Source organism: Bacteroidales bacterium, assembly GCA_031276035.1.
Classification (GTDB): Bacteria; Bacteroidota; Bacteroidia; order Bacteroidales; family BM520; genus RGIG7150.
In genome coordinates this window covers 63,266-88,244 of the sequence record JAISNV010000028.1, presented here as the reverse complement: position 1 = coordinate 88,244, position 24,979 = coordinate 63,266, and the positions used below count along the sequence as shown (strand labels likewise).

Sequence of the window (24,979 nt, the reverse complement as noted above, 5' to 3'; positions counted from 1 at the left end):
TAAACGTTGAGTTTGTAAGTTTTTTTTCTTTATTTTTGCAAAATAAATCTTTAAGCCATGAGAAAGAAAATATTTTTGTTCACGACATTGACAATATTATATCTTGGAGCTTTCGCTCAAATAACAGTCAACCAATATAAAAACGATAATAAAGATGCTGTTATTTATTATCTTCCGAAAAAATCTTTTATAATTGAAGTTATTTATTCCGAAAAACATAGTGTGCCGGGACCGTATTCGAAATTTGCTTCGGAATATCTTGGTGTCGAGAATCCGATAAAATCCGAAAAAAAGGAATACTTTATAGAAGGGGTACAGATTCATCCGTTCAGCGAACCTGATGATGATGCTAAATTTTCTTTGAAGGCTCCCGAACCGGGTAAGGTTGAGAAAGATTTATATGTTATGATGAATAATCTCGGTATTTTCTGCGGACTGACGAATCAAAAAGATTTTGAAGGAGATTTTAATGATATTAACTTCGGCAATATGATTAATTCTACGGAAATGCCCGAATTCAATAACTTCTCGGCAATATCATCACGATTTACTACTGTTGATACTGCGGTAAGAGTTGTTAGTTTCGATACTTCCTTCTATAAAATGGAAGTTTATAATTCTAAAACAAAGGAAATGACTTTGGAAGAAAAAGCTGAAGAAGCAGTCGGAAAACTCATGGATATCCGCCAAAATCGATTAGACCTTCTTTCCGGTTATCAAGAAACATCTTACGAGTTGGGAAGTATAAAATATATGGATAAAAGGTTGTTGGAAATCGAGAATGCTTATCTAAGTCTTTTTTGCGGTTATACAAATATAAAGTATTATAAACATTGTTTTGTATATTCTCCTGATGCCGCCAACATTAATAAAGATGTAAATATTCTGTGTTTTTCGAAAGAGGCCGGCGTTTGCAACAGTTCTCGCCAGGGTAGCGGACAACAATTAACGTTTCAAGTATCTCCTCATACAGATATCCTAAAGATACAAGCTCCGGATGACAGTAAGGGAATTCGATACAGAGTACCGGTTGTTGCTGATATATCAATTAAATACGATAATAAAATACTGACAGGAGGTTTATATTCATTGCCTCAACTCGGAAATATTATTTCATTAGACCCTCAGAAATATAAACAACTTACCGTTGATCCGGAAACAGGTAACATTAAATCGGTAAAAGTGGAATAATAATCAACGATGAAAAATTAAAAATGAAAGATATTGCAAAATATAAATCCCAGTTCTTTTTAATTGCAGGTCCTTGTGTTATCGAAGATGAAACGAGTCCTCTTAGAATTGCAGAAGAACTATCAGCGATAAGTTCGAGGCTGGGAATTCCATTTGTTTTTAAAGCCTCATATAGAAAAGCGAACAGGTCGAAACTAAATTCTTTTCAAGGCATTGGAGATGAAAAGGCTTTAAATGTAATTAGAAAAATTAAGGAGGAATTCGGTTTGACTGTTACAACAGATGTGCATGATGTTAATGAAGTTAAACTCGCGGCTGAGTATGTTGATATCTTACAAATCCCGGCTTTCTTATGCAGGCAAACAGATTTGTTGCTTGCGGCAGGTAAAACAGAAAAAATCGTAAATGTAAAAAAAGGTCAGTTTTTGTCTCCTGAATCCATGAAGTTTACTGTTGAAAAGATAGAATCTACCGGAAATAAAAATATCATGCTTACTGAAAGAGGTACAACTTTTGGATATGGCGATTTGGTTGTTGATATGCGTTCGATTCCTATTATGAAGACATTCGGATATCCGGTTGTTATTGATGCAACGCATTCCTTGCAACGGCCGAATACTTCGGAAGGAGTAACAGGAGGCACTCCGCAATTCATTCAAACAATAGCTAAAGCTGCTGTTGCCGCCGGCGCTGATGGTATTTTCATTGAAACGCACCCGGAACCGTCAAAAGCACTTTCGGACGGGAAAAATATGCTGCCTTTGAATCAATTGGAAAACTTATTGCAAAGCTTATTGCAAATATATCAAGTTCTGTAGGAAATATTGAATGAAGATACTACTTATAAGATTAAGCTCAATTGGCGATATTGTTCTAACGAGTCCGGCAATTCGTTGCCTTGCCCGGCAAACTTCGCACGAGATACATTATCTTACAAAGGATCAGAATGTTTCACTTGTCGAAAATGATCCTAATATCAATAAAATAATAACTTTTAAAGATAATCTTAAGGAAACAATCGAATTATTAAAGTCTGAAAAATATGATTATGTTATTGATCTTCACAACAATATGAGATCATTTATGATAAAGCTGAATCTTAGGCTTCCTTCAAGCAGTCTTAAAAAATTAGATTTTAGAAAATGGCTTTACGTAACCTTTAAAATTAATTTATTGCCCGATAGACATATTGTTGATAGAAATATTGATACTTTAATACGCTTCAATATAAAAAATGATAATAAGGGTTTGGATTTTTATATTTCAGAAGATACGAAACTTCCAGATGAGATTATTCTTCCCGGGAAATACATGGTATTTGCCGTAGGCACTCAACATTATACCAAGACGGTTCCGCCGGAATATATCATTAGGATAATTGATAAAATAAATGATATCTATCCGGTAATACTGATAGGTGGAAAAAAAGAAATAGAAGCGGGGGAAATCATTACATCATCATGTAATAATATCTTAAATCTTGTTGGAAAACTTAATTTACAGCAATCGGCATTACTAATCAGTAATTCCGAATTCGTTTTTGCCGGCGATACCGGAATGATGCATATTTCGGCAGCTCTAAAAAAGAATCTGATAACCCTTTGGGGCAGTACTTCTCCTGAACTGGGGTTCTTTCCGTATTTTCCTTATGATTTCGCCGGTGTAAACCATTGGATGGAAAGAAAAGATTTGAAATGCAGGCCATGTAGTAAATTCGGGAAAAAACGTTGTCCGCGTAAACATTTCAATTGTGTAAAATATACCGACGAACAGATATCGGGAATCAGAGATATAATTTTAAAAGAAATAAAATGATAACTTTTACGGATACGCACTCTCATATATATATCGAAGAATTCGATGTTGATAGGGCAGAGGTGATAAAAGATATTATCGATGCGGGAATTACAAAAATGATTCTTCCTAATATCGACAAAGATTCAATAACTAAACTTAAGAATACATTATCGGATTACCATGAATATTGTTTCGGAGCAATGGGCTTGCATCCTACGTCTGTTAATGAAGACTATAAAGAACAATTAGATATTATTGAGGAAGAATTGTTCTCAGACAAAGACAAATATATTGCTATTGGTGAAATAGGATTGGATTTATATTGGGATAAGACATACTTTGACCTGCAAGTTGAGGTTTTGCGTAAACAATTTGATTGGGCTTTGGAATTGGATTTGCCGGTGATTATTCACAGTAGAAAATCCGAAGAATACATTATTAATATTATAAGAGAGAAAAAATATTCGGGATTAAGAGGCGTCTTTCATTGTTGGCCAGGAAGTAAGCAGCAAACCAAACGTATTTTGGATTTAGGTTATTATATAGGTGTTGGAGGTGTGGTTACTTATAAAAACTCTTCACTGCCTGAATTATTAAAAGAAGTAGAATTAGAGAATATCCTTTTGGAAACCGATTCTCCGTATTTATCGCCGGTACCTTATAGAGGCAAGAGAAACGATAGTAAGAATATTTTGATTATTGCAGAGAAAGTTTCGGAAATAAAAGAAATTTCATTAGAAGATTTATCAAGAATCACAAATGAGAATGTAAAAAAGTTGTTTTCGATATAATATTTTCGTAAAAAAAAAGTTTAATATATAAAATTTCATTTGTAATAATATAATCACCTGGTTATTAGTTGTAATTATTAAGTTGATAAAAAATAGAAATAAAAATAATTCTTTAGAAAAAAATGTTGTATCTTAGCAGCCTGAAATTTTGCCGCTCATATAGGGTGTATGAATAGATTCGGAGAGATGACCGAGTGGCTTAAGGTGCACGCTTGGAAAGCGTGTGTTCTGCAAAACGGAACCCAGGGTTCGAATCCCTGTCTCTCCGCAGATGAAATGAAAGTAAAATTAAATTAATAAAAAATAAATAGAAACAAATTGAAAAAAATTATGAAAAAGTTATTTTCTTTATTTGCAATGGTATTTTTACTAACTTTTGCAGTATCTAACACTATTGTTGCACAAGAGGCAACGGATGAACCTGTAGCTACGGAACAACAAGCCGAACAAGCTGTTGTAGAGCAACCGGAAGCAAGGCCAACAGCAGTTCCAACATCTACAGGTGGTGAAACAGTTGTTAAAGCAAAAAAATCTTTTCACCATGTTTTAAAGGAACAATTTATTGATGGTGGTCCTGGCTTTATGTCAACAGTTCTTATCTGTTTGATTTTCGGTTTGGCTTTGGCTATAGAAAGAATTATCTATTTAACACTTTCAACAACCAACTCTAAAAAATTATTAAGTCAAATAGAAGAAGCTATTAAAAGAAAAGACGTTAAAGGCGCACAAGAGGTATGCAAAAATGTTCCGGGTCCTTTAGCAAGTGTTTTCTGGCAAGGATTGGAAAGATATAATGAAGGAATAGATGCAGTGGAAAAATCAATAGTATCTTACGGTAGTGTTGCTACTGCACGCTTAGAAAAAGGTCTTCCTTGGATTTCATTATTTATCGGAATTGCTCCTATGTTGGGGTTTATGGGTACTGTAATCGGTATGATTCAAGCTTTTGACCAAATTTCTATAGTTGGTGAAATGTCTCCTGCAGTTGTTGCCGGCGGTATGAAAGTAGCGTTGTTAACCACAGTATTCGGGTTGATAGTTGCTGTTATCCTCCAAATTTTCTATAACTATATTCTTACCAAAATTGAAAGTATAGTATTAGATATGGAAGATTCATCAATTTTATTCTTAGATATTATAGAAGAAAACAAATAATTAGCAAGGAGTATTTATGCATAAAACATTAAATTTAATTGGAAAGATTATCTGTTATGCTTTTATGGCTATCGGCATTGTGTTTTGCGTGCTGATACTTATTAAAAGTTCAGATATCAAAACCGATATTGGATTGCAGAATAGTCTGGTTGTACCTGCTATAATTATTTCTATGGTTGCTGTAATATTCTGTGCATTCGTATCGCTTATTTTACCCTTATTTTTTACAACTTATACCAAGAAAAAACTTATGAATATAGGATTATTAATTTTAGGTATAATTGTATTATTTGTAATTGCTTGGATAATGCCTGATGCGCAATTATCCGCAGAATATATGGAAGAAATGAAAATTAATCAACAAATATCGAAATGGGTAGGTGTTGGCTGCTATTTAGCTTATTTTTCATTTGCCGGTGCTATAATTGCTGTAATTTATTCAGCTGTAATGAGTTTTATTAAAAACAGATAATAAGGATAAAAATGATTAATAGAAAAGCTAAGAAAAAGGTTCCGGAGATTAATGCAAGTTCAATGGCCGATATATCTTTCTTGCTGCTTGCCTTTTTCCTTATGACTACCACTATGGAGGTTGATACGGGTATAGCGAGAATGTTGCCGCCACCGGTGCCGCCTACGGAAAAACCACCAGATATCAAAGAACGTAATATTCTTAAAGTAAACATTAGTAGAAATGATAGAATATTGATAAATGATAGAATAGGTGATATCCGTACGCTTAAGGATGAGGCTAAAGAGTTTCTTTCGAATCCTTATAATAGAGAAAACTTGCCTGAAAAACGTTGGGATACTATTCCTGCTTTAGGCGGTCTATTTGAAGTTTCAAGAGGTATTATCTCTCTTAAAAACGATAGAGGTACTTCTTATGAAATGTATATTGCAGTTCAAGATGAGCTTACAAAAGCTGTAAATGAATTACGTGACGAATTATCGAGAAAAGAATTCGGTGTTCCTTTTACATCGCTTAAAGATGAGACATTAATGTCTGCGATTAGAAGGGCAGTTCCGATTTCTATTTCCGAAGCAGAACCTGAAGAATATAAATAGTATTGAAGTATGGGAAAATTTACTAAAGGAGGCAAAAAAGAAGTTCCGGCAGTATCCACCGCCTCATTGCCGGATATCGTATTCATGCTTATTTTCTTCTTCATGATTACTACAACTATGAGACAAGCAGACCCGCTGGTTAGAACAGCAGTTCCTTACGCTTCTCAGGTTGAAAAGCTGGAAAGAAAATCGCTCGTTAGCTACATATTTGTCGGTCCGCCGTCAAATGCACGTCTTGGTACGGAAACACGTATTCAGTTAAATGATAGTTTCGCGGAAATTAGTGATATTCCAAATTTTATTTTCTCTGAAAGAGAAGCTCGTGATGAGGTAGATAGAAAATTCTTAACTACTTCTATCAAAGCCGACAGATCAGTTAGAATGGGTATAATCACCGATATAAAACAAGAATTACGCGAAGTAGGAGCTTTTAAAATCAGTTACTCCGCTATCAAAGAAATTGCCACAGAACAATAGTTTTAAACTATAATAAAAAATCATAAAAAACCTTACAAAAATTTTGTGAGGTTTTTTTTTGCTTTTTATCTGAATTTTTTTTATTATCTTTGCAAGTGATTGAAACTATCTAATTATGGATATAAATCCAAACCTCGAAAAAACAAGAGTATTATTCATTTCACAGGAAATTTCCCCTTATCTCGAAGAATCAATAATGGGTACAATTTGCAGATTGCTTCCTCAAGGTATTCAAGAAAGAAATAAGGAAATTCGGACTTTTATGCCGAAATTCGGGCTTATCAATGAACGTAGAAACCAGCTTCATGAAGTAATCCGCCTTTCAGGAATGAATCTTATTATTAACGATATAGACCATCCGGTTATCATAAAGGTTGCTTCGTTATCGCAAGTTAGAATGCAAATTTACTTTATAGATAATGAAGAATACTTTCATAGAAAAACTACCCTCACCGATGCTAACGGGAAAATATTTCATGATAATGATGAAAGAAGCATATTTTTTTCTCGTGGTGTATTAGAAACTGTTAAGAAATTGGGATGGTCGCCGAATTTGCTTAATTGCCATGGTTGGATGGCAGCATTTACCCCGCTTTATATTAATAAGTTATATCGTGATAATCCGCTGTTCTCCGATGTGAAAATTGTTACAACTCTGTATAAAGACGACTTTAAAGGTAAATTTCAGGATTCTATATTTGATATACTTAAATTTGATGGTTTGGATGCTAAAGAGATGAAAATCTTAAAAATACCTAACTATCTGTATCTTATGAAATGTACCATTGATAATTCGGACGCTATTGTATTTGCAGAAAAAGATGTAAATCCTAAATTAGTAGAATATGTTAAGGAGAAAAAAATACCTTACATATCATACAACAAGTACGATCTGGATTATCTTTCCGAAACATCCAATCAATTTTTTGACGAAATTATTAGTAATAATTAATTCTTTTTATTTAATGCTTAATTTATTAAAGAAAAACGGCTTAATAATAGCTTGCATATTATGCACCCTTTTATTTACAAATTGTAATAATGAAAATCCGAGTGTTATCGGTCTTGGTATTGTGGATGACGATATATTTGATCCTAAATACACTGATACAATCAGCTTGAATGCTCATTCTTTTATATATAATAGTATAAATTCCGGAAATATTAGCGATAATAATGGTAATATGCTCGGAGCAATTTATGATGCGACATTCGGAAAAACAACTTCCAGACTTGCTACGGCTTTTCATATGAGTACCGGTTCGCAAAGTCTGAAATTTAATCCGGTCGCCGATTCAGTAGAAATATCTTTCGCTTATAACAGCTACTATGGTGATGAAAATTATACTCATACCTTAAGAGTTTATGAATTACAGGAAATTCTTGAAGCAGACTCTTCTTATCTTTCTACTTATCGTGTAAATCATTCAAATATTGAATTAGCTTCAATTACATTTACTCCAAGCTTTGATACTATTACGGTTAATGAAGAAGAAATTCCGCCCAGATTTACATTTAAATTGAATAATTCATTCGGTAATAGAATATTATCGGCTTTCCCCAATGATACTACTATTACTAATGAAATGTTGATAAAAGAATTTAATGGATTTTATATTGCTCCTGATCCTGTAAATACTCCGAATTCGGGTTCGTTCTTGAGATTAGACTTCGATAATGCTTATACTTATATAAACATTTATTATCATAATGATACCGCTGATAATCTTGTCTTTAAACTTGTAACGGATGATGATACTCCCAGATTCTTAGAGTACGAACATTATGACTATCAGCATGCATCTACTGCTTTTCGGGCGCAGGTGCTGGATAATAACACTTCATTAGGCGAACAAACCTTGTATGTTCAGTCATTTGGCGGCATTGCAACTAAAATATCCATGCCTTATTTTTCTAATTTCTCTTCGGTAAATAATATCGCAATTGCCAATGCAACAATAACTTTCCATGTTGATGTTAATGATGTTGAGTTTGGTGTGCCTGCAAATTATGAATTGGTTAGAATGAATGATAACGATCAAATGGTTACAATTGCCGATTATGCGGAAGGTTCTACTTTTTATATGGGAACCCTTGATTCTGAAAAAGGAACAATTACTTTTAGAATAACAAGACATCTCCAGAATTATTTATTAGGTAATATTAACAGTTCCGATTTATATCTGCATGTTAGAAATAGCGGCTATTCTCCGGGTAGATGTGTTTTGTTTGGTCCGAATTCTTCTGACCCCGCAAAAAATATCAAAATGGAAATTACTTATACCTCTATCGAATAATTTAGTAACACTCCTATGAACAATGAAATGAAGTCTATCGGAGTGTTTTGCGGTTCGGCTTTAGGAAAAAAACCTATCTATCAAAACACCGCTCTTGAACTTGCCGAAATTATGGCACAACGTAAGATTAAATTAGTTTACGGCGGTGCCGATATCGGTTTGATGAAGGTAATGGCAGATACGCTGATGAAAAGAAATGGTTATGTTATTGGTGTAATGCCTAGATTTCTTGCCGAAAAAGATATAGCAAAAGATAATGATATCTCTGAGTTTATTTTTTGCGAAACAATGAGTGAAAGAAAAGAATTGATTATTGATAATTCTGATGCATTTGTTGTGTTGCCGGGCGGATTCGGAACTTTGGATGAACTCGGTGATGTACTTACTTTATATCAGCTTAATATAGCTTGTAAACCTATAGGTATTCTGAATGTTAATAATTACTACGATAATCTTATTAAGCAATTTGATGTTTATGTTGAAGAAGGTTTTATGATGCCGGAACATCGTACTAATGTTATAATAGCTGAAAGTGCCGAAGAGATAATATCTAAAATGGATAATTTTGTACATACTCACGTTGATAGCAAATGGGTTGATAACCTGATTCACGAATCTAAAAAACTGAAATTATGATTATCATCGGAATTACCGGTACCATTGGCGCGGGAAAAGGTACAATAGTAGATTATCTCGTCTCACATTATAATTTCAAACATTATTCCGTCAGAGGTTTTATTATTGAGGAAATTGAAAGAAGAAATTTACCTGTAAATCGCGATTCGATGGTAACTGTTGCAAATGATTTGCGAACCAATAATTCTCCTTCTTATCTTATTGATAAACTTTATGAAAAAGCAGTAGCAAACGGACAGAATTGTATTATTGAAAGCATTAGAACTCCGGGCGAAGTTCTATCTTTAAAGAGAAAAAATAATTTTGTTTTACTGGCTGTTGATGCTGACCCTAAAACTAGATACCATAGAATTATCGAACGAGCTTCGGAAACCGATAATGTCTCATTCGAAACTTTTGTCGAAAATGAAAAAAGAGAATTCAATACAACAGATCCTAATAAACAAAATTTAAAAAAATGTATTGAAATGGCTGATTATCATATAAAAAATAATGGTTCCATAGAAGACTTACATAAAGAAATAGAAAAAATTATTGAAAAATTATGAGCGAAAAATATGTTAGACCCAGTTGGGATGAATATTTTATGGAAGTAGCCAACAGTATTGCTAAAAGAGCTACTTGTGACAGAGGTAGAAGCGGCTGTGTGATAGCTAAAAATAACAGAATTTTGGTAACAGGATATGTGGGATCTCCTGCCGGATTAGATCATTGTGATGATGTGGGACATCTTTTTAAGGCAATGGTTCACGAAGACGGCAACAAAACAATGCACTGCGTCAGAACCGTTCATGCGGAACAGAATGCTATCTGTCAGGCTGCAAAACTTGGAGTGGCATTAGACGGAGCAACGCTTTATTGCAGAATGACTCCTTGCAGAACTTGTGCAATGCTGATTATTAATTGCGGAATTATTCGTGTCGTTTGTGAAAAGAAATATCATGCGGGCACCGAATCGGAAGAAATGTTCCGCAAAGCAAATATAAAATTAGAATACGTTTGTGAAGACGTGTTAAAATATGATAACCAATAATCAATGAGTAATATCTTATATCCTTTTACTTTTAACCCGATAGTAAAAAATAAACTTTGGGGCAGTGAATTATGGATGCTTTCGGGTGTGGATGGTAATGAAACAACAGTTTCTAATGGTGAATTCACTGGCGATAGCCTAAATGAACTTTTGGAAGTCTTTCTGGATGATTTTATCGGTGAAAAAGTTTTTTCTCCCAATATAAAGCAATTTCCGATTTTAGATAAGCTGATAAGCTCGGCTTCATGGCTTTCGGTACAAGTTCATCCTAACGATGAGATGGCCAAATCTTTAGGTTATGCAAACGGAAAATCGGAAATATGGTATATAATAGATGCCGAGCCGAATTCGTATATTATTGCAGGATTTAATAAAAGGGTTTCTCCGAATGAATATCTTAAGCATCTTGAAAATAATACTTTGGAAACGGTTTTAAATCCGATTCCGGTTAAGAAAGGTGATGTTATTTCAATTCCTGCAGGGTTAATCCATGCTTTGGGACCGGGCGTACTTTTGGCTGAAATTCAACAGACATCGGATCTTACATATAGAATTTATGATTGGAATAGATTAGACGAAAGCGGAAATCCCCGCGAGTTACATATGGATTTGGCGGTAAAAGCTATCGACTATGATATGCGTGAAATAGAAATGTTTTCTTTGCCTCAACATAAAGATACGGAAATACCTTTATTCGATTTTAAATGGTCGAAAACGAAATATATCAGAATTTCAAATCAGAAACATTTGAATTATAATGATAGAGAATCTTTTGTAATTCTTAATTTTGTTGATGGAAAAGGAGAAATCATCTATCAGGGAAATAGTTTGAAATATGTAAAAGGCTCTGTAGTACTTATTCCGGCAGTATTGGATGAATTTATTATCTTTCCGGAAGAACCAACCGCGTTCATTGAAACGTATATATAGAATAATAAAAAACATGTAAATTTGCGTTTAATAATAGATAAATTATGTGGGCAATATTTAAGAAAGAATTAAGCGGTTTCTTCGCATCAATAATCGGGTACATCGTAATATTGGTGTTTTTAATAGTAACCGGATTGATTTTATGGGTCTTTCCCGGCTCGTTTAATATTCTCGAATATGGTTATGCAAATATAAACGGCTTGTTTATGATTGCACCTTTCGTATTTTTGTTTCTCATTCCTGCAGTTACAATGCGCTCTTTTGCCGATGAAAAACGCTCGGGAACATTCGAACTTATTTCTACAAAACCATTAACACCTTTACAAATAGTACTTGGTAAATTTTTTGCCGATTGTACAATTGTGTTGATGGCTCTTATTCCTACTATTGTCTTCTATGTTACGGTTTATTTTCTCGGCTCGCCGGTCGGTAATATTGATAGCGGCGCCGTTTGGGGTTCGTATGCCGGATTATTTCTTTTAGGAATGTCATTTGTTGCAATTGGAGTTTTCTCTTCGTCATTAACCGATAACCAAATAGTTGCATTCATAATTTCAGCATTAATATGTGCATTTATGTACATGGGTTTTGAACTTATATATACAATGAGAATCTTTGGGGATTTCTCTTTATTTGTGAAATCTCTGGGAATGCAAGCTCATTTCGCTTCTTTAAGTCGTGGAGTTATTGATACACGCGATATTGTTTATTTTTTAAGCATCATATTTATTTTTATTTTATTCACTAAAGTTTCAATAGAAAGGAGAAAATAAATATGAAAAAGAAATTTTCGGTATTGAAAACAATTGTTGCGGGATTAATTTTTGTTGTTGCAATAAATATATTGGCCTCGTTCTTTTATACGCGTGTCGACCTAACTTCTGAGAAAAGATATACTCTTTCTCAAGCAACTATGGATTTACTTGATGAAATTGACGATTATGTGTATGTTAAAATAATGCTTACAGGTAAAGATCTTCCGATGAGTTTCCAAAGGTTGAGAAATGAAACTAAGGAAATGCTGGATGAATTTGCCGCACACAATAAATATATTGAATATGTTTTTATTGACCCGGCAAGAGTTGGCAATTCCGATGATGTTATGGCAGCATATACTGAACTTGCCGAAAAAGGTTTGATGCCGACTGATTTACGTGTTAATACAAAAACAGGAAGCGAAAGAAGAATTATATTTCCGGGTGCCTTAATTAATTATAAAGATAGGGAAATTCCCGTACAGTTGTTGCAAACACAGATGGGAACTCCATCCGAAGAAGTATTAAACAATTCAATTCAAAGTTTGGAATACAATTTATCTAATGCTATTAGAAAACTTACGAATACTCATAAATCATCTGTAGCAATTATTGAAGGTTACGGTGGTTTCCGAAGAGATTATTATGTGTCTTTCGAAGCTATGCTGAGTGAATATTACAGTGTTTCTTACGTAAATATTGACGGACAACTCAATAGCCTGGCAAATATACGGAGCAGAGGTGAAGATTCTGTTGTGATGGAAAATAAATATCAGGCTATTATTATTCCGGGGCCAACTAATGCTTTACCGGAAAAAGATAAATTTGTGATTGATCAGTACATTATGCGCGGCGGTAAAGTTCTTTGGCTTGTTGAACCCGTTTATGTAACTATGGATAGCCTTCAAAATAGTCCTGTAACCTTAGCGGTAAATAATTATACTAATCTTCAAGACCAACTTTATACTTACGGAGTAAGACTTGAACCGCAACTTATTATGGATTTACAATGTTTATCTATTCCGCTTACAACAGGTAGTGTGGGGGGCAGACCGCAGATTGAATTTTTCCCGTGGACTTTTTTCCCCGTTCTTACCCCTATGAGTACACATCCGATAGTAAAAAATCTTAATGCAATTAAAACGGAATTTATTTCGCCTGTAACTAAAATTGATATTCCGAATGTTAAGCATACCGTTCTACTTCATTCATCGCAATATTCAAAGATTTTTGCGACTCCCGATGTTGTTTCTTTGGAATTACTCACCCGCAAACCTGACCAGGCTTTGTTTAATAAAAGAAATATTCCCGTCGCAATGCTTTTAGAAGGAACTTTCCGTTCGTTGTATGATAATAGAATTCCTCCGGATTTGCGGGATAATGCTATGATAGACTTTTTGCCTGCAAGTGTACCTACCGCAATGGTTGTTGTTTCTGATGCCGATATGATAAAAAATCAGTTCAGAGCTGGCGACGGAATGCCTTTGAATATGGGTTATGACCAATATACTAGTAATCAATTTGGTAATCCGGAATTCTTTCTTAATGTTATGAATTACCTTTGTGACGATTCAAATCTTATTTCAGTTCGTTCAAGAGAATTAAAACTAAGAATATTAGATGTTACTAAAATAGAAAGAAGCTCATTAAAATATCAATTGATAAACTTAATAATTCCGGCACTGATTATTATTCTGGGCGGAATTATTTATTCGATAATCAGAAAACATAGATACTCAAAGTAAAATTATGAAACCATCAAGGCAAATATGTCGATAAACAATGAATAAAGCGATACTGGCAAATGTTACTAAATTATAATAAGTGGATAAATATAAGCACTATATGGTTTCAAGATACCTTGTTTATTTTAATTGGAGTAATATGTTTGCGATTGGTTCATAGAAGATTAAATTAACCGTAAATGATTAAATATATATTAAGATGAAAAAACAAACTAAAATATTTACCGTAATTTTTATTATTGTTGTTATAATTGCGGCCGCAATTCTTATTCTTAAAAATATTGACGATAAAAATAAGGATAAAATCTTTTCAATCGAAAATATTGACGACATTGATAAAATATTTATGGTTGATAAATCAAATAATTCTGTTCTTCTGGAGAAAGACGGTTCTTTTTGGACTGTTGACGGAAGATATTATGCTATGGATGAACAAGTAAGAAATCTGTTGGCAATAGTTCGCAAACTTCAGGTGCGTGAACCGGTATCGCGCTCGTCTTACGATAATGTAATATCTCTCTTAGCAACTAAAGGAAAAAAAGTGGAGTTCTATGGAAAAGGTTATAAAATAGATTTTCTCGGTATTAAGTTGTTTCCGGTTAAAAACAAGTTGCTAAAAGCTTTTTATGTTGGCGAAAGTACAAAAGATAGCATGGGTACCTATATGATTAATGAAGGTTCGAACAGACCTTACGTAGTTTATATTCCCGGTTATAGAGGATATGTTTCTCCTTATTTTACAACCGATCCGGCTAGTTGGCGCGCTCATATTGTATTTAATTATAGAATACCACAAATTTCTTCTTTTAGATATATCGATAACGAATATCCGAAAGATTCGTATGTTATTGAAAATCCAGATTCAAGAAATTTTATCCTGAAAACTTATCCGGATAATATTCAAGTTCCTTATGATACCCTGAGAATGATAGATTTAATGAGCTCTTTCGCAAATATCAGATATGAATACTTATTTAGTGAAACCGACACTGCTCTCGTTGCTCTCATTGATTCTATTAAGCTTACGGAACCAGCGCATGTTCTTACATTGATAGATAAATATGGTGAGGAAACAACAGTAAAAACATATAGATTGTGGTATTACAATTATGAGTTGGAAGACAATGACTATGATAGAGACAGACTCTATGCCTGGGTTAATAAACCTTCCAGATTTACTGATGAAAATGGTAATGTATTGTATGACGATGATTTTGTAATGATGCAATACTTTTCTTTTGATGCCGTGTTGCGACCTTTACATCTTTTGAAAAGTAGAAATTGAAAGTGTTTTGAAAATTTATAATCGTCATTCCGAAAGAAACAAAAATTTATATAACTTGGCCAATAATTATCATAGTTTATAATATCTTTCATTCGGAATAACGTTTCAGAACTCACCTCCAAAACTTTATGATTACTAAAAATTAAAAACATATATAAATTATGAAAAAAGCTTTATTACTGTTTCTTGCCGGATTTTTTATGATTAATATTTCTTTCTCAAAAGAAGGAATGTGGTTGCCTATTTTACTTCAACAATTGAATGAAAAGGAAATGCAGGAAATGGGAATGAAAATTTCAGCTGAAGATATTTACTCTGTCAATCAGGCAAGTCTTAAGGATGCTATCGTAATATTCGGCGGTGGTTGTACCGGTGAAGTTGTTTCTAATGAAGGATTGCTGCTTACTAATTATCATTGCGGTTACGGCAATATTCAACGTCACAGTTCTCTTGAAAACGATTATCTTACCGATGGTTTCTGGGCAATGAATAGAAGTGAAGAATTGTATTGTCCCGGACTCACAGTAAGCTTCCTTGTAAGCATGCAGGAAGTTACTGAAGAAGCACTTGCTGGAGTTAATGATAATATGTCGCAAGCAGAACGTGAAAAAATATTAAATGAGAATATTAAAAAAATTACGGAAGATGCAGTAAAAGATGCTAACTACAAATCAATTGTCGAAGAATTCTATTATGGAAATCAATATTTTCTATTTATATATGAAATATTTAAAGACATTCGTTTGGTTGGTGCGCCTCCTTCGAATATAGGGAAATTCGGCGGTGATACCGATAATTGGATGTGGCCGCGGCATACCGGCGATTTCGCTGTTTTTAGAATATATGCCGATAATGATAATCTTCCTGCAAATTATTCTGCAGATAATAAACCTTACACTCCTAAAAACTTCCTTAAAATTTCTCTTGCAGGAGTTGAAGAAGACGATTTTACATTCGTTTTCGGATATCCCGGAACTACCAATGAATATCTTCCGGCAATCGCCGTTAAAAGTATTACTGAAATTGAAAATCCTATAGCTATCGGTATTAGAGATAAAAAATTGAATGTAATGAATGCTTATTCGGAAAGAGATCCACTGATTAGAATTCAGTATGCAAATAAAATTGCAGGTATTGCAAACGGCTGGAAAAAATGGATAGGAGAGTCGCAGGGCGTTAATAGAATTAACGGAGTTCAGAAAAAACTTGATTATGAAAAAGAGTTTAATCAATGGGCCGTTACTCAAAGTATCAATCCGAATTATTCTTCTATTATCAATACCTTAAACACTTCCTACGAAAATATTATTCCGTATAAAGTTGCATACAAATATTTCTATGAAGCCGGATTAGGAATAGAATTGGTAAGTTTTGCCCGAAGATTCGCTTCACTCGTCCAGAATTCAAAAGAAAAAAGCGATGATGCCGAAACTATGAATAAATTACTCAACACATCCAAATCTAATATAGAATCGTTTTTCAAAGATTATAATCAAACAATTGACAGAGAATTAGCCCCTGTGTTGCTTAAGATTTATTATGATAATATTGACAGAGATTTGATGCCCGATTTCTTTTTAACTGTTGAAAAGAAGTTTAATGGTGATTTTGATAGGTTTGCCGACTATATTTTTGATAATTCAATGTTTAGTAATAAAGAAAAACTTACGGATTTTATTAATAATTATAAACCATCACAATATAAAAAAATTGAAAAGGATCCTGCGTACGTTATTTATTCCAGTTTATTCTCAATGTATAGAGAAAATATTTATCCTAATTTGGCAAAATATCAGGCTGAAATTGACAGTACTATGCGCTTCTATATGAAAGCTCAGATGGAGTTTGAAAAAGATAAAGTTTTTTATCCTGATGCAAATTTTACTTTACGTGTGGCTTACGGCAATGTTGCCGGATTTAATCCGCAAGATGCGGTGAATTACCTTCCTTATACAACTATTGAAGGTATTATGGAAAAAGAAGATCCTAATATTTATGATTATGTTGTTGAGAATAAATTGAAAGAGTTGTATAATAATAAGGATTATGGCAGGTATGCAGACAAAGGCGGCAATATGCGTGTGTGTTTTATAGCTTCTAATCATACTACTGGAGGAAATTCCGGTTCTCCTGTTTTAAATGCAAACGGTGAACTTGTCGGATTGAATTTCGATAGATGTTGGCAGAGTACAATGAGTGATATTATGTATGACCCAGATAGATGCAGAAATATTACTCTCGATATTCGCTATTGCTTGTTTATTATTGATAAATTTGCAGGTGCAGGACATTTATTGGATGAAATGCTCATCGTAGAATAAATAAATATCTTATTAAATAATATTAAATCATAAGTTAACAATTTAAATTTATATTCGTATGAAAAGAATTTTAAACATAAGTACAATGATAATTATTGGAATTACATTTCTTTCTTCATGTGCTAATGCTACATCAAAAGAAAAGAAAGAACAAGCACATGACGACTTCAAATGGCAAATCGACCAGTTTGATGATATACGTATTATGAGATATCAAATTCCCGATTGGGAAAGTCTCAGTCTGAAACAGAAAGAGTTTGTTTATTATTTGACTGAAGCCGCTTATTGGGGACGCGATATTGTTACCGACCAGTTTTTTAAACATAATCTTTTGATTAGAAAAACTCTTGAAGGCGTTTATACAAGTTATCAAGGTGATAAAACATCTAAAGAATGGCTGGAATTTGAAAAATATTTGAAAAAAGTTTGGTTTGCTAATGGAATCCATCACCATTATTCTAATGATAAATTTGTTCCGGGATTTTCGGAAGAATATTTCAGAAATCTTATCTCAAATTCCGAAAGAGCTTTGGTTGCAATGCCGGAAGGAATTAAAACTACTGCTTTTGTTGATAGATTGTGTAAAGTTATTTTCGATCCGAATTTATATGCTTCAAAAAATAATACAACAACTGGGGTTGATATTATCGCCGAATCAGCGGTTAATTTCTATGAAAATTTGACAGAGAAAGAAGTTGTGGATTTTTATAACAGAATGCCTCTTCCTGATGAAAACAGACCGATATCGAAAGGATTAAACTCTAAACTTATTAAGGATCCCAAAACAGGTCAAATTATTGAATTTACATATAAATTAGGCGGATTATATGATCAGGCTATTATTAAAATAATTGAAAATTTGGAAAAAGCTGCAAAATTGGCTGAAACTCCTACACAACAAGAAGAAATAGGAAAATTGATTGAGTATTACAAAACCGGTAACTTAATAACTTGGGATGAGTACAATGTAATATGGGTACAAAACACCGAACCGTGCGTAGATTATGTTAACGGATTTATTGAAACTTATGGAGATCCTTTGGGAATTAAAGCTACTTGGGAATCGGTAGTTAATTTTAAAGATATGGATGCTACTGCCAAAACGGAATTAATTAGTGTAAATGCTCAATGGTTTGAAGATCATAGTCCGATAGCTGCTCAATTTAAAAAATCAGAAGTTAAAGGAGTTAGCGCCAAAGCTATAAATGCTGTTGCTCTCGGTGGCGACTGTTTTCCGGCACCTCCGATAGGAATTAATCTTCCGAATGCCGATTGGATCAGAAAAGATTACGGTTCAAAATCAGTTACTATTACTAATCTCACTCATGCTTACGCTCAAGCTTCACTACAAACAGGAGGTACCTTGCAGGAATTTGCGGCAGATGAGGCCGAAATAGCACGAGCTAAAAAATACAGTTCCGCAACAGATAATCTACATACCGATTTACATGAATGTTTAGGACATGGCAGCGGTCAGCTTTTAGTCGGAACTGATCCGAACGCTTTAAAAAACCATTCTTCTGCTCTTGAAGAAGCTCGTGCCGATTTATTTGCCCTGTATTATCTGGCAGATGATAAAATGATTGAATTGGGATTACTTCCGGATAAAGAAGCTTATAAAGCAGAATATGATGGTTATATCCGCAATGGAATTCTGACTCAGATTACCCGTATCCAACCGGGAAGAACAATTGATCAAGCTCATATGAGATGTAGAGCTTTAATTTCACGCTGGACTTATGAACACGGAAAAGCCGATAATGTTATTTCAATGTATCAGAAAGACGGTAAAACTTACGTTAAGATTAACGATTATAAGAAAGTTCGTGAACTATTTGGAGAACTTTTAGCTGAAATCCAGAGAATTAAATCGGAAGGCGATTATAATGCCGGTGCTGCTTTAATTGATACTTACGCAGTAAACATTGATCCGGTTTTACACGAAGAAATACTTGCCCGATACAAAGCATTGAATCTTGCTCCTTACGGCGGCTTTATTAATCCGGTTCTGACCAAAGTTTACGACGGCGAAGGTATCCTGAAAAATATTACCGTTTCATATCCCGATGATTATGTAGAGCAAATGTTGTATTTAAGTAAAAATTACTCATCGCTGCCTCTTAATCCGTTTTATATAGATTAATAAAAAAGCCCTTAGCAATAAGGGCTTTTTTATTGTGATTAACTTCACCTTTACCGGAAATAATCTTATCTTTTACTACAGTTTTGTAAGTATATATACTTCTCTTTTAATAATGAATTATATTGATAGAGTTGGAACCTTTTTTAAGTTTAATTTAATAATTTAAAAATATTATTTGTGCAATTCTTTCATATTCATGTTATTTCTCTATTACAACTTTTTTAATAATATGTTCACCGTTATTAGCAGATAGCTTTATAAAATATATTCCCGGAGAAATATTTGAAATATTAATTTGATCTGTATTTGGTTCGCATTGCCTTATTATTTGTCCGTTACTATTTATTAATAATATGCAATTAATATTTATATTTTTTGTGTTATTAATATATATTATATCATTTGCCGGATTTGGAAAAATATCGAAAGTAGCATCATAATCAACTATATTTAAAGTATTTTTATAGCATGTTTGATAAGTTTCGTTAAGGAAAAGCAATTCTCCATTTTCATGAAAACACAACATGTCATATAGGCCTCCAGCAATACTGTGGCTAAATGTTATAAATAATCCTACATTACTACCAATTCCTTCGATCCAATAGTCAGTAATAACTTGGCCACCAGTAGAAAATAAATAGACTTTACGCTCTTCGCCATTTTGCATAGTTTTGTATATAATATCGTCGACAATAAGGGGAGGAACCATATTATTATCTATTGTATCATTAATTTGAAGAGAAAAGTCAAATAATAATTCTTCCCATTGATTTCCCCATGCACTACTTCTTAAACACCACACTTTTCGATCATTATCCTCTCTCATAAAGCTATTATACAAATTCCAATCATTCGGAAAAATATGTTCTTCTTTTGAAGATGTGTAAATTTTTTTGTAGTCACTTTCATTAATACTCGTATCACCATAAAACATATAATATTGTGTATTATAGTCAAATAAGCCCGTAGGATTTTCCGGTGTAGGCCAGTCCCATTTGGCAGTCAATATACTCCACACTTTCCCTTCTTCCACTAATGGATGGTAATCGTCTTTGTTGTTTTGTGCATTTGCTGAAAATATTCCGAGTAATAAAACTATCAGGAATATTGTAATTGTTTTAAAATTTTTCATCCTCAATTTATATTTTTATGTAAACGTCAATTTTGTTGGTTAATCGACAAAATCGAGTAAGTTATTATTAGTTATTTTTATAGCCCTGTCCTTAATTCTTGCTCCTTCCAATATATTAGAAAGTAACATTTCGTCAGTTACTAAATTTTCTATTATATTGCTTGAGATCTCGCGGTCAGGCATTATACCTCTGAAATTCCCTTTTGTAGAGTCTGTTTTATATAAGGAGGCAGGTTCATTTATATGATTAGTTCTAGGTATATGTTTTAAAATCACAGGATGTAGCCCGAAACGTATATCTAATGAATATTCTTCTGTGGAAGTGGATAATTCTCCATTGATATTAATACCGACATAACCTCCTTTTGTTGTTCCGTTATATTTAATATACTTCTTTTTGATAATATTTTTCTGAGAAAATCCTGTAATAACAAACAGACTATATACACTTGGGTCGTCAAATAATTCTTTGTGCTCTTCCTGCCATTGTTTCAATCCGTTTTTCCATGATAAATCTTGCTGGTCGATAAGTCCTGCAGCCTGATCATAAACCATTAAAGAGAAGTGACTGTTCGCATCAAGCTGGGCCGATAAGTAAGATAAAAAAGAAATACTTGATGATAAATTTTTATCAACGATAATTGATTGTCTTAATGTAGGTTGCTTCAATTTTGAATTTTCATTTATTTTAATGCCCTGAATAGGATAAGCAAAAAATTCGAAATTTAAATTAAAATCATTTAAAGAAGTTGGAATACTGCCGTCAATCGTTTTTATCAAAATAACTTGCCCTAATAAAGCGTACGGATCACCGATATACGGATCAGCTTCCATGTAAACAAGTCCTCCTCCTATACCGAGTCTGGTAATAGCTTCATTAGCTGTTGTTACCTTTGTTTGTTCTGCAATATTTTCGATTGCGGCATTAACATGTTTACTGTCATTAATTCGTCCCATAATTTTAAATTTTTAGTTAGTATTTTTATTTATATTGTTTATTGTATTATGGTTATCAAAGATTTTTAATAAATAAAAGAAAATAAAAAAATATATGCAATATTTACGATAAATTTTCTTAAAATATTAGTCGATTTTGTGTTGTAGTTTTAACCATATTTTTCTCAATTTCTTTATTAATTAATGATATATTAAAATATCGGTCAAAGATAAAAAGTAAATTTAAAAATTACAAATAAAATAAAAATAAAAAGCCGAAATAGCCATGAAATTCTTCATGGCTATTTCGGCTTTTTGAAATAAAAATAGAAGGAGAGAAAAGTAAAGGTATATCTTTATCTTTTCTGTTCCGATCTATTTGTTTTCAAACTTCTTCATTTCTTCATTAAATATCTTTTCAAATTGATATTTATCGAAATCAAGTTGTAATTTTTCGTCTTTGGTAATTTTATCTTCAATACCACCCAGTAATTCCGTTTTGCTCATTTCAACAACTACCCAATAAGAATAACTTTTGTCTTTTTCAATAAAAGTTTTTTCTGCCATAGTTTTTGTGTTGTTTAGCATTTGTTTGGTAACCAATACCGACAATTCTTCGAATTTACTTTCGTACTCTTGTTTGTTACTGATAGATCTTTGGTTAACATATTGACTAACCACATTTTGAACTAATTGTTGAACTTCTTGAGCCATTCCAGCTCTTGCATTTGCCAAAGCAATCTTTTTAGCTGTTGCCAAATCAGTACTTCTTCCTACTTGAGATGCTCTAAAGAAATTTGCATCGCTTTTGTATTCCTTGCCGGAAAACGGTACTTCAATTTCCGTAGCTTTTGTAGCTTTGGATATAGATTTTGATGATTTACATGAAACCATCGAGAAACTTGCTATAATGCAAGCACATACAAAAAATAAAGAGATTTTTTTCATAATCAATATAATTTTAATGGTTAATAATTTTTATAGTTTAGGTTATATAATTTAAAAACTTATTCGAAATTTACTTATTTGTTAATCATGTCAATTGTTAACGCCAGTCAATATCGATATTCCTGAATTCAACATCTTTAATTGCTCCGAAAGGAATCTTTATGACATTCATTTTGCTAACCTTTGAAGGTAAAACTTTAGTTCTGAATGTAAATGTAGCTTTTATAGGAATATCTGTAAATGTTTCATAAGTTTTTCCGTATGCGGAGTTTGAATCGCCGAGATTATCATAAGCCGTAAGGTTATGAATTGTAATGTTTCTGTTTGTTTGATGATTTGTAAATATAATGGTAAGTTCAACTGTTTGAGAGTCAATATCACCAATTAATGAAATTACATTAACCGAAAGGATATTCTCAATCTTAACTTTGTCGATTCTTTTATTATGTTGAGGATCTAAAACTTCGATGTCTTTTTCATTCCAACTACGCTCCCTGACAACTGTTTTTGTCTTGGTTTCTTCTGCCGGAGCATTCGTTTCGGGAACTTTTAAAGAACCTGATGTGCCGGAAATAGTTCTGAACGGATCTTCCGATTGTGCAGCAAGAGAAAAACCTATTAATATCAGAACGCCGATTAAAAAGTATTTTACATTTTTCATAGTTAGTAAATTTAGTTATATGTTATAATTTTATATAAATTTTCTTATTGATATATTCGCTTCCCATTCTGTATTTTACTTCAACGTAATTCTCATCGTCATCATAACAATTAAAGTCGTCGAAATCTATTCTGATCTGATTTTCTTTTAAATTGAATTCGAATTTATTTGCACAGTTTGAAGAAACTTTCGGAATTTGATTACACGTCAAAATCACATTATTTAATCGCATCTGCGTAATTACATATTCTTTGCCGATTTCAACGGTTTCGATAATGATTTTTTTAGCAAGTTTACGATAATCATTTCTTATCAAATCCACTTTTTCGTAACGCGGATCATCTTTATCAAATTCTGTTTGAAGCGTTCTTAAATCGTCCATATTTTTTTCAATATCTTCAAAACGAGTTACTGAATTTAATCCTTCAATATAAGAATTTAACTTTCCGTTCAGATCATTCTGATATTTTTCAAACGCCCAGACAAGCTCCTTAATATCCGCCTCCATAAAAATATATTTTATGTGATATTGATAAGTAATTTCTCCGGTCGATTTGTTTTTCAGCTTTTCCCAATAATAATCAACCGCTTTGGATAGAGATATTTCGCTGATATATGGAATGTTCGCAGCTTTTGAGTTAATAAAATTGTTGAATGACTCTTTGAGTTCGTAACTATTATTATTTCTTTCTTGGCTTGTTTGAAGAGTTGTTTCGCTGACAATCCGTGTTGCAACAGTTTCCGCAATCTGAGATTTGAGATTTTGTAATATTTTGCCTTTAGCTTCTTCAATTTCAGGCGCTTCGGCAGTAACAATCAGATAACCTTTTTCAACTCCGCCGACCCATTCGGGTTTTTTCTTGCTGCTTGTTTCAAGTACTTTTTTATTTTGAGCAGTACATATAAATGATGATAATATCAATGCAATAACAATAAGTGTTTTGCTTTGTTTTAAAATTGATTTATTCATTGTATGAAGATTTATTTATCCATTCGAGATCGGGTTCTGATTCTGAAATTTTCTTTTCAGCGGTACTGCGTTTCACATTATCTATATTAACCAGCATTTTCTGAGCTTTTTCGTAGCAAGGCATAGTTTCAGGCGCAGAAGGAACAGACTCGAGCTCAATTATTGCTTCGACATACATGCCTCTGTCCAAATATGATTGAACAGTATTCATAATGTCATTACATTGAGTATCATAATAGTTTACTATCTTTTCCTTACCACTGACAATCAGATTTTTTAATTTCGGATGTCTTGCCTTAAGATTTGTAATTGCTTTTAATATAGCTTTTTGTTCATTTTCATCAATTCCTTTCAAATTAATAGATCCCTGTTGAAGAATAATTTGTCTGGAATTATCAACAATAAATAAAGATAACTCCAAATCTACAACTACTTGTTGAGGAATGGTTGTGGTAATTTCTTTTGAAAGAATAGTAACGATAGGCATGAGAATAAATTTCGAAGAATACGCTCCCAAACCGTTCAAGGCAACTGCCTGAGTGAGTCGGTTGAATAAAATTAACGAAGCATCATTATTTATCGATAGATTATTAGGCATTTGAACCTGAATCGCAATACGCGATGCTTCTTGAGTTTGTGCGTAAACTCCTGTTGAAACAAAAGTTATTAACGCAAAACAAAATAATATTTTCAGTTTTTTCATAATCA

Annotated in this window: 25 protein-coding genes and 1 tRNA gene; 20 read left to right on the top strand and 6 right to left on the bottom strand. The window is 33.0% G+C overall.

The features are described 5' to 3' along the window. The first annotated feature begins 57 nt into the window (after positions 1–57). From LBP67_07030 to LBP67_06935, 20 genes are all read left to right on the top strand, one after another. A complete protein-coding gene (locus LBP67_07030) occupies positions 58–1,191 on the top strand; it encodes a DUF4831 family protein (protein ID MDR2084730.1) in 1,134 nt (377 codons plus the stop codon). Between the two features lie 23 nt (positions 1,192–1,214). After that, a complete protein-coding gene (gene kdsA, locus LBP67_07025; GenBank protein MDR2084729.1) occupies positions 1,215–2,009 on the top strand; it encodes a 3-deoxy-8-phosphooctulonate synthase in 795 nt (264 codons plus the stop codon). 10 nt (positions 2,010–2,019) lie between these two features. Beyond that, positions 2,020–3,006, top strand: coding sequence for a glycosyltransferase family 9 protein (locus LBP67_07020; protein MDR2084728.1), 987 nt, complete (start codon positions 2,020–2,022; stop codon positions 3,004–3,006). Next, on the top strand, positions 3,003–3,779 hold the full coding sequence (locus LBP67_07015) for a TatD family hydrolase (protein MDR2084727.1): 777 nt from the start codon (positions 3,003–3,005) through the stop codon (positions 3,777–3,779). The genes LBP67_07020 and LBP67_07015 overlap by 4 nt, the downstream gene beginning before the upstream one ends. A gap of 180 nt (positions 3,780–3,959) precedes the next feature. Beyond that, a tRNA-Ser gene (locus LBP67_07010) sits at positions 3,960–4,047 on the top strand. A 62-nt stretch (positions 4,048–4,109) separates the two neighbouring features. Then, the gene (locus LBP67_07005; GenBank protein MDR2084726.1) at positions 4,110–4,934 is read left to right on the top strand and encodes a MotA/TolQ/ExbB proton channel family protein; all 825 of its coding nucleotides are present in this window, start codon (positions 4,110–4,112) and stop codon (positions 4,932–4,934) included. A 16-nt stretch (positions 4,935–4,950) separates the two neighbouring features. Next, a complete protein-coding gene (locus LBP67_07000; protein ID MDR2084725.1) occupies positions 4,951–5,406 on the top strand; it encodes a hypothetical protein in 456 nt (151 codons plus the stop codon). An 11-nt stretch (positions 5,407–5,417) separates the two neighbouring features. Next, positions 5,418–6,002, top strand: a complete 585-nt coding sequence (locus LBP67_06995) for a biopolymer transporter ExbD (GenBank protein MDR2084724.1) — start codon at positions 5,418–5,420, stop codon at positions 6,000–6,002. A gap of 9 nt (positions 6,003–6,011) precedes the next feature. Beyond that, a complete protein-coding gene (locus LBP67_06990; protein MDR2084723.1) occupies positions 6,012–6,479 on the top strand; it encodes a biopolymer transporter ExbD in 468 nt (155 codons plus the stop codon). Positions 6,480–6,594: 115 nt separating this feature from the next. Next, a complete protein-coding gene (locus tag LBP67_06985) occupies positions 6,595–7,431 on the top strand; it encodes a glycogen/starch synthase (protein MDR2084722.1) in 837 nt (278 codons plus the stop codon). A gap of 13 nt (positions 7,432–7,444) precedes the next feature. Beyond that, the gene (locus LBP67_06980) at positions 7,445–8,776 is read left to right on the top strand and encodes a DUF4270 domain-containing protein (protein MDR2084721.1); all 1,332 of its coding nucleotides are present in this window, start codon (positions 7,445–7,447) and stop codon (positions 8,774–8,776) included. A gap of 15 nt (positions 8,777–8,791) precedes the next feature. Continuing rightward, positions 8,792–9,412: a TIGR00730 family Rossman fold protein gene (locus tag LBP67_06975; protein MDR2084720.1), complete on the top strand. Its 621-nt coding sequence runs from the start codon at positions 8,792–8,794 to the stop codon at positions 9,410–9,412. Beyond that, entirely contained in the window at positions 9,409–9,960 is a 552-nt protein-coding gene (locus LBP67_06970; GenBank protein MDR2084719.1) for an AAA family ATPase, read from the top strand. Before LBP67_06975 ends, LBP67_06970 begins: the two co-directional genes overlap by 4 nt. Beyond that, positions 9,957–10,445, top strand: coding sequence for a cytidine/deoxycytidylate deaminase family protein (locus tag LBP67_06965; protein MDR2084718.1), 489 nt, complete (start codon positions 9,957–9,959; stop codon positions 10,443–10,445). Before LBP67_06970 ends, LBP67_06965 begins: the two co-directional genes overlap by 4 nt. Positions 10,446–10,448: 3 nt before the next feature. Beyond that, on the top strand, positions 10,449–11,375 hold the full coding sequence (locus LBP67_06960; GenBank protein MDR2084717.1) for a class I mannose-6-phosphate isomerase: 927 nt from the start codon (positions 10,449–10,451) through the stop codon (positions 11,373–11,375). A 44-nt stretch (positions 11,376–11,419) separates the two neighbouring features. Beyond that, positions 11,420–12,148 carry a gliding motility-associated ABC transporter permease subunit GldF gene (gene gldF / locus LBP67_06955; protein ID MDR2084716.1) on the top strand — a complete coding sequence of 243 codons (729 nt, stop codon included), beginning with the start codon at positions 11,420–11,422 and terminating at the stop codon, positions 12,146–12,148. A 2-nt stretch (positions 12,149–12,150) separates the two neighbouring features. Then, positions 12,151–13,875: a gliding motility-associated ABC transporter substrate-binding protein GldG gene (gene gldG, locus LBP67_06950; GenBank protein ID MDR2084715.1), complete on the top strand. Its 1,725-nt coding sequence runs from the start codon at positions 12,151–12,153 to the stop codon at positions 13,873–13,875. Between the two features lie 199 nt (positions 13,876–14,074). Beyond that, entirely contained in the window at positions 14,075–15,160 is a 1,086-nt protein-coding gene (locus LBP67_06945) for a DUF4340 domain-containing protein (GenBank protein ID MDR2084714.1), read from the top strand. A gap of 161 nt (positions 15,161–15,321) precedes the next feature. Continuing rightward, complete coding sequence (locus LBP67_06940; protein MDR2084713.1) at positions 15,322–17,481, top strand: S46 family peptidase; 2,160 nt, start codon at positions 15,322–15,324, stop codon at positions 17,479–17,481. 58 nt (positions 17,482–17,539) lie between these two features. Further along, positions 17,540–19,624 (top strand): dipeptidyl peptidase 3, encoded by a 2,085-nt coding sequence (locus LBP67_06935; protein MDR2084712.1) that lies wholly within the window; start codon positions 17,540–17,542, stop codon positions 19,622–19,624. A gap of 199 nt (positions 19,625–19,823) precedes the next feature. Here the strand turns inward: LBP67_06935 and LBP67_06930 are convergent, their stop codons facing one another. From LBP67_06930 to LBP67_06905, 6 genes are all read right to left on the bottom strand, one after another. Continuing rightward, positions 19,824–20,756 (bottom strand): T9SS type A sorting domain-containing protein, encoded by a 933-nt coding sequence (locus tag LBP67_06930; protein MDR2084711.1) that lies wholly within the window; start codon positions 20,754–20,756, stop codon positions 19,824–19,826. A gap of 39 nt (positions 20,757–20,795) precedes the next feature. Then, positions 20,796–21,713, bottom strand: coding sequence for a hypothetical protein (locus LBP67_06925; GenBank protein MDR2084710.1), 918 nt, complete (start codon positions 21,711–21,713; stop codon positions 20,796–20,798). Positions 21,714–22,067: 354 nt separating this feature from the next. Beyond that, positions 22,068–22,640, bottom strand: a complete 573-nt coding sequence (locus tag LBP67_06920) for an LPP20 family lipoprotein (protein MDR2084709.1) — start codon at positions 22,638–22,640, stop codon at positions 22,068–22,070. A 97-nt stretch (positions 22,641–22,737) separates the two neighbouring features. Further along, on the bottom strand, positions 22,738–23,301 hold the full coding sequence (locus tag LBP67_06915) for a hypothetical protein (GenBank protein ID MDR2084708.1): 564 nt from the start codon (positions 23,299–23,301) through the stop codon (positions 22,738–22,740). Positions 23,302–23,323: 22 nt separating this feature from the next. Continuing rightward, entirely contained in the window at positions 23,324–24,271 is a 948-nt protein-coding gene (locus LBP67_06910; protein MDR2084707.1) for a hypothetical protein, read from the bottom strand. Continuing rightward, positions 24,264–24,974, bottom strand: coding sequence for a hypothetical protein (locus LBP67_06905; protein ID MDR2084706.1), 711 nt, complete (start codon positions 24,972–24,974; stop codon positions 24,264–24,266). The genes LBP67_06910 and LBP67_06905 overlap by 8 nt, the downstream gene beginning before the upstream one ends. Positions 24,975–24,979 lie beyond the last annotated feature (5 nt).

What these genes read in the sequence shown, in the direction of transcription:
- LBP67_07005 (MDR2084726.1), top strand. Translation starts at nt 4,110, where the DNA reads ATGAAAAAGTTATTTTCTTTATTTGCAATGGTATTTTTACTAACTTTT.
- LBP67_06935 (MDR2084712.1), top strand. Translation starts at nt 17,540, where the DNA reads ATGAAAAGAATTTTAAACATAAGTACAATGATAATTATTGGAATTACA.
- LBP67_06925 (MDR2084710.1), bottom strand. Translation starts at nt 21,713, where the DNA reads ATGGGACGAATTAATGACAGTAAACATGTTAATGCCGCAATCGAAAAT.
- LBP67_07015 (MDR2084727.1), top strand. Translation starts at nt 3,003, where the DNA reads ATGATAACTTTTACGGATACGCACTCTCATATATATATCGAAGAATTC.
- LBP67_06910 (MDR2084707.1), bottom strand. Translation starts at nt 24,271, where the DNA reads ATGAATAAATCAATTTTAAAACAAAGCAAAACACTTATTGTTATTGCA.
- LBP67_06930 (MDR2084711.1), bottom strand. Translation starts at nt 20,756, where the DNA reads ATGAAAAATTTTAAAACAATTACAATATTCCTGATAGTTTTATTACTC.
- gldF (MDR2084716.1), top strand. Translation starts at nt 11,420, where the DNA reads ATGTGGGCAATATTTAAGAAAGAATTAAGCGGTTTCTTCGCATCAATA.
- gldG (MDR2084715.1), top strand. Translation starts at nt 12,151, where the DNA reads ATGAAAAAGAAATTTTCGGTATTGAAAACAATTGTTGCGGGATTAATT.
- LBP67_07020 (MDR2084728.1), top strand. Translation starts at nt 2,020, where the DNA reads ATGAAGATACTACTTATAAGATTAAGCTCAATTGGCGATATTGTTCTA.
- LBP67_06975 (MDR2084720.1), top strand. Translation starts at nt 8,792, where the DNA reads ATGAACAATGAAATGAAGTCTATCGGAGTGTTTTGCGGTTCGGCTTTA.
- LBP67_07000 (MDR2084725.1), top strand. Translation starts at nt 4,951, where the DNA reads ATGCATAAAACATTAAATTTAATTGGAAAGATTATCTGTTATGCTTTT.
- LBP67_06965 (MDR2084718.1), top strand. Translation starts at nt 9,957, where the DNA reads ATGAGCGAAAAATATGTTAGACCCAGTTGGGATGAATATTTTATGGAA.
- LBP67_06920 (MDR2084709.1), bottom strand. Translation starts at nt 22,640, where the DNA reads ATGAAAAAAATCTCTTTATTTTTTGTATGTGCTTGCATTATAGCAAGT.
- kdsA (MDR2084729.1), top strand. Translation starts at nt 1,215, where the DNA reads ATGAAAGATATTGCAAAATATAAATCCCAGTTCTTTTTAATTGCAGGT.
- LBP67_06985 (MDR2084722.1), top strand. Translation starts at nt 6,595, where the DNA reads ATGGATATAAATCCAAACCTCGAAAAAACAAGAGTATTATTCATTTCA.
- LBP67_06945 (MDR2084714.1), top strand. Translation starts at nt 14,075, where the DNA reads ATGAAAAAACAAACTAAAATATTTACCGTAATTTTTATTATTGTTGTT.
- LBP67_06990 (MDR2084723.1), top strand. Translation starts at nt 6,012, where the DNA reads ATGGGAAAATTTACTAAAGGAGGCAAAAAAGAAGTTCCGGCAGTATCC.
- LBP67_06940 (MDR2084713.1), top strand. Translation starts at nt 15,322, where the DNA reads ATGAAAAAAGCTTTATTACTGTTTCTTGCCGGATTTTTTATGATTAAT.
- LBP67_06980 (MDR2084721.1), top strand. Translation starts at nt 7,445, where the DNA reads ATGCTTAATTTATTAAAGAAAAACGGCTTAATAATAGCTTGCATATTA.
- LBP67_07030 (MDR2084730.1), top strand. Translation starts at nt 58, where the DNA reads ATGAGAAAGAAAATATTTTTGTTCACGACATTGACAATATTATATCTT.
- LBP67_06995 (MDR2084724.1), top strand. Translation starts at nt 5,418, where the DNA reads ATGATTAATAGAAAAGCTAAGAAAAAGGTTCCGGAGATTAATGCAAGT.
- LBP67_06905 (MDR2084706.1), bottom strand. Translation starts at nt 24,974, where the DNA reads ATGAAAAAACTGAAAATATTATTTTGTTTTGCGTTAATAACTTTTGTT.
- LBP67_06915 (MDR2084708.1), bottom strand. Translation starts at nt 23,301, where the DNA reads ATGAAAAATGTAAAATACTTTTTAATCGGCGTTCTGATATTAATAGGT.
- LBP67_06970 (MDR2084719.1), top strand. Translation starts at nt 9,409, where the DNA reads ATGATTATCATCGGAATTACCGGTACCATTGGCGCGGGAAAAGGTACA.
- LBP67_06960 (MDR2084717.1), top strand. Translation starts at nt 10,449, where the DNA reads ATGAGTAATATCTTATATCCTTTTACTTTTAACCCGATAGTAAAAAAT.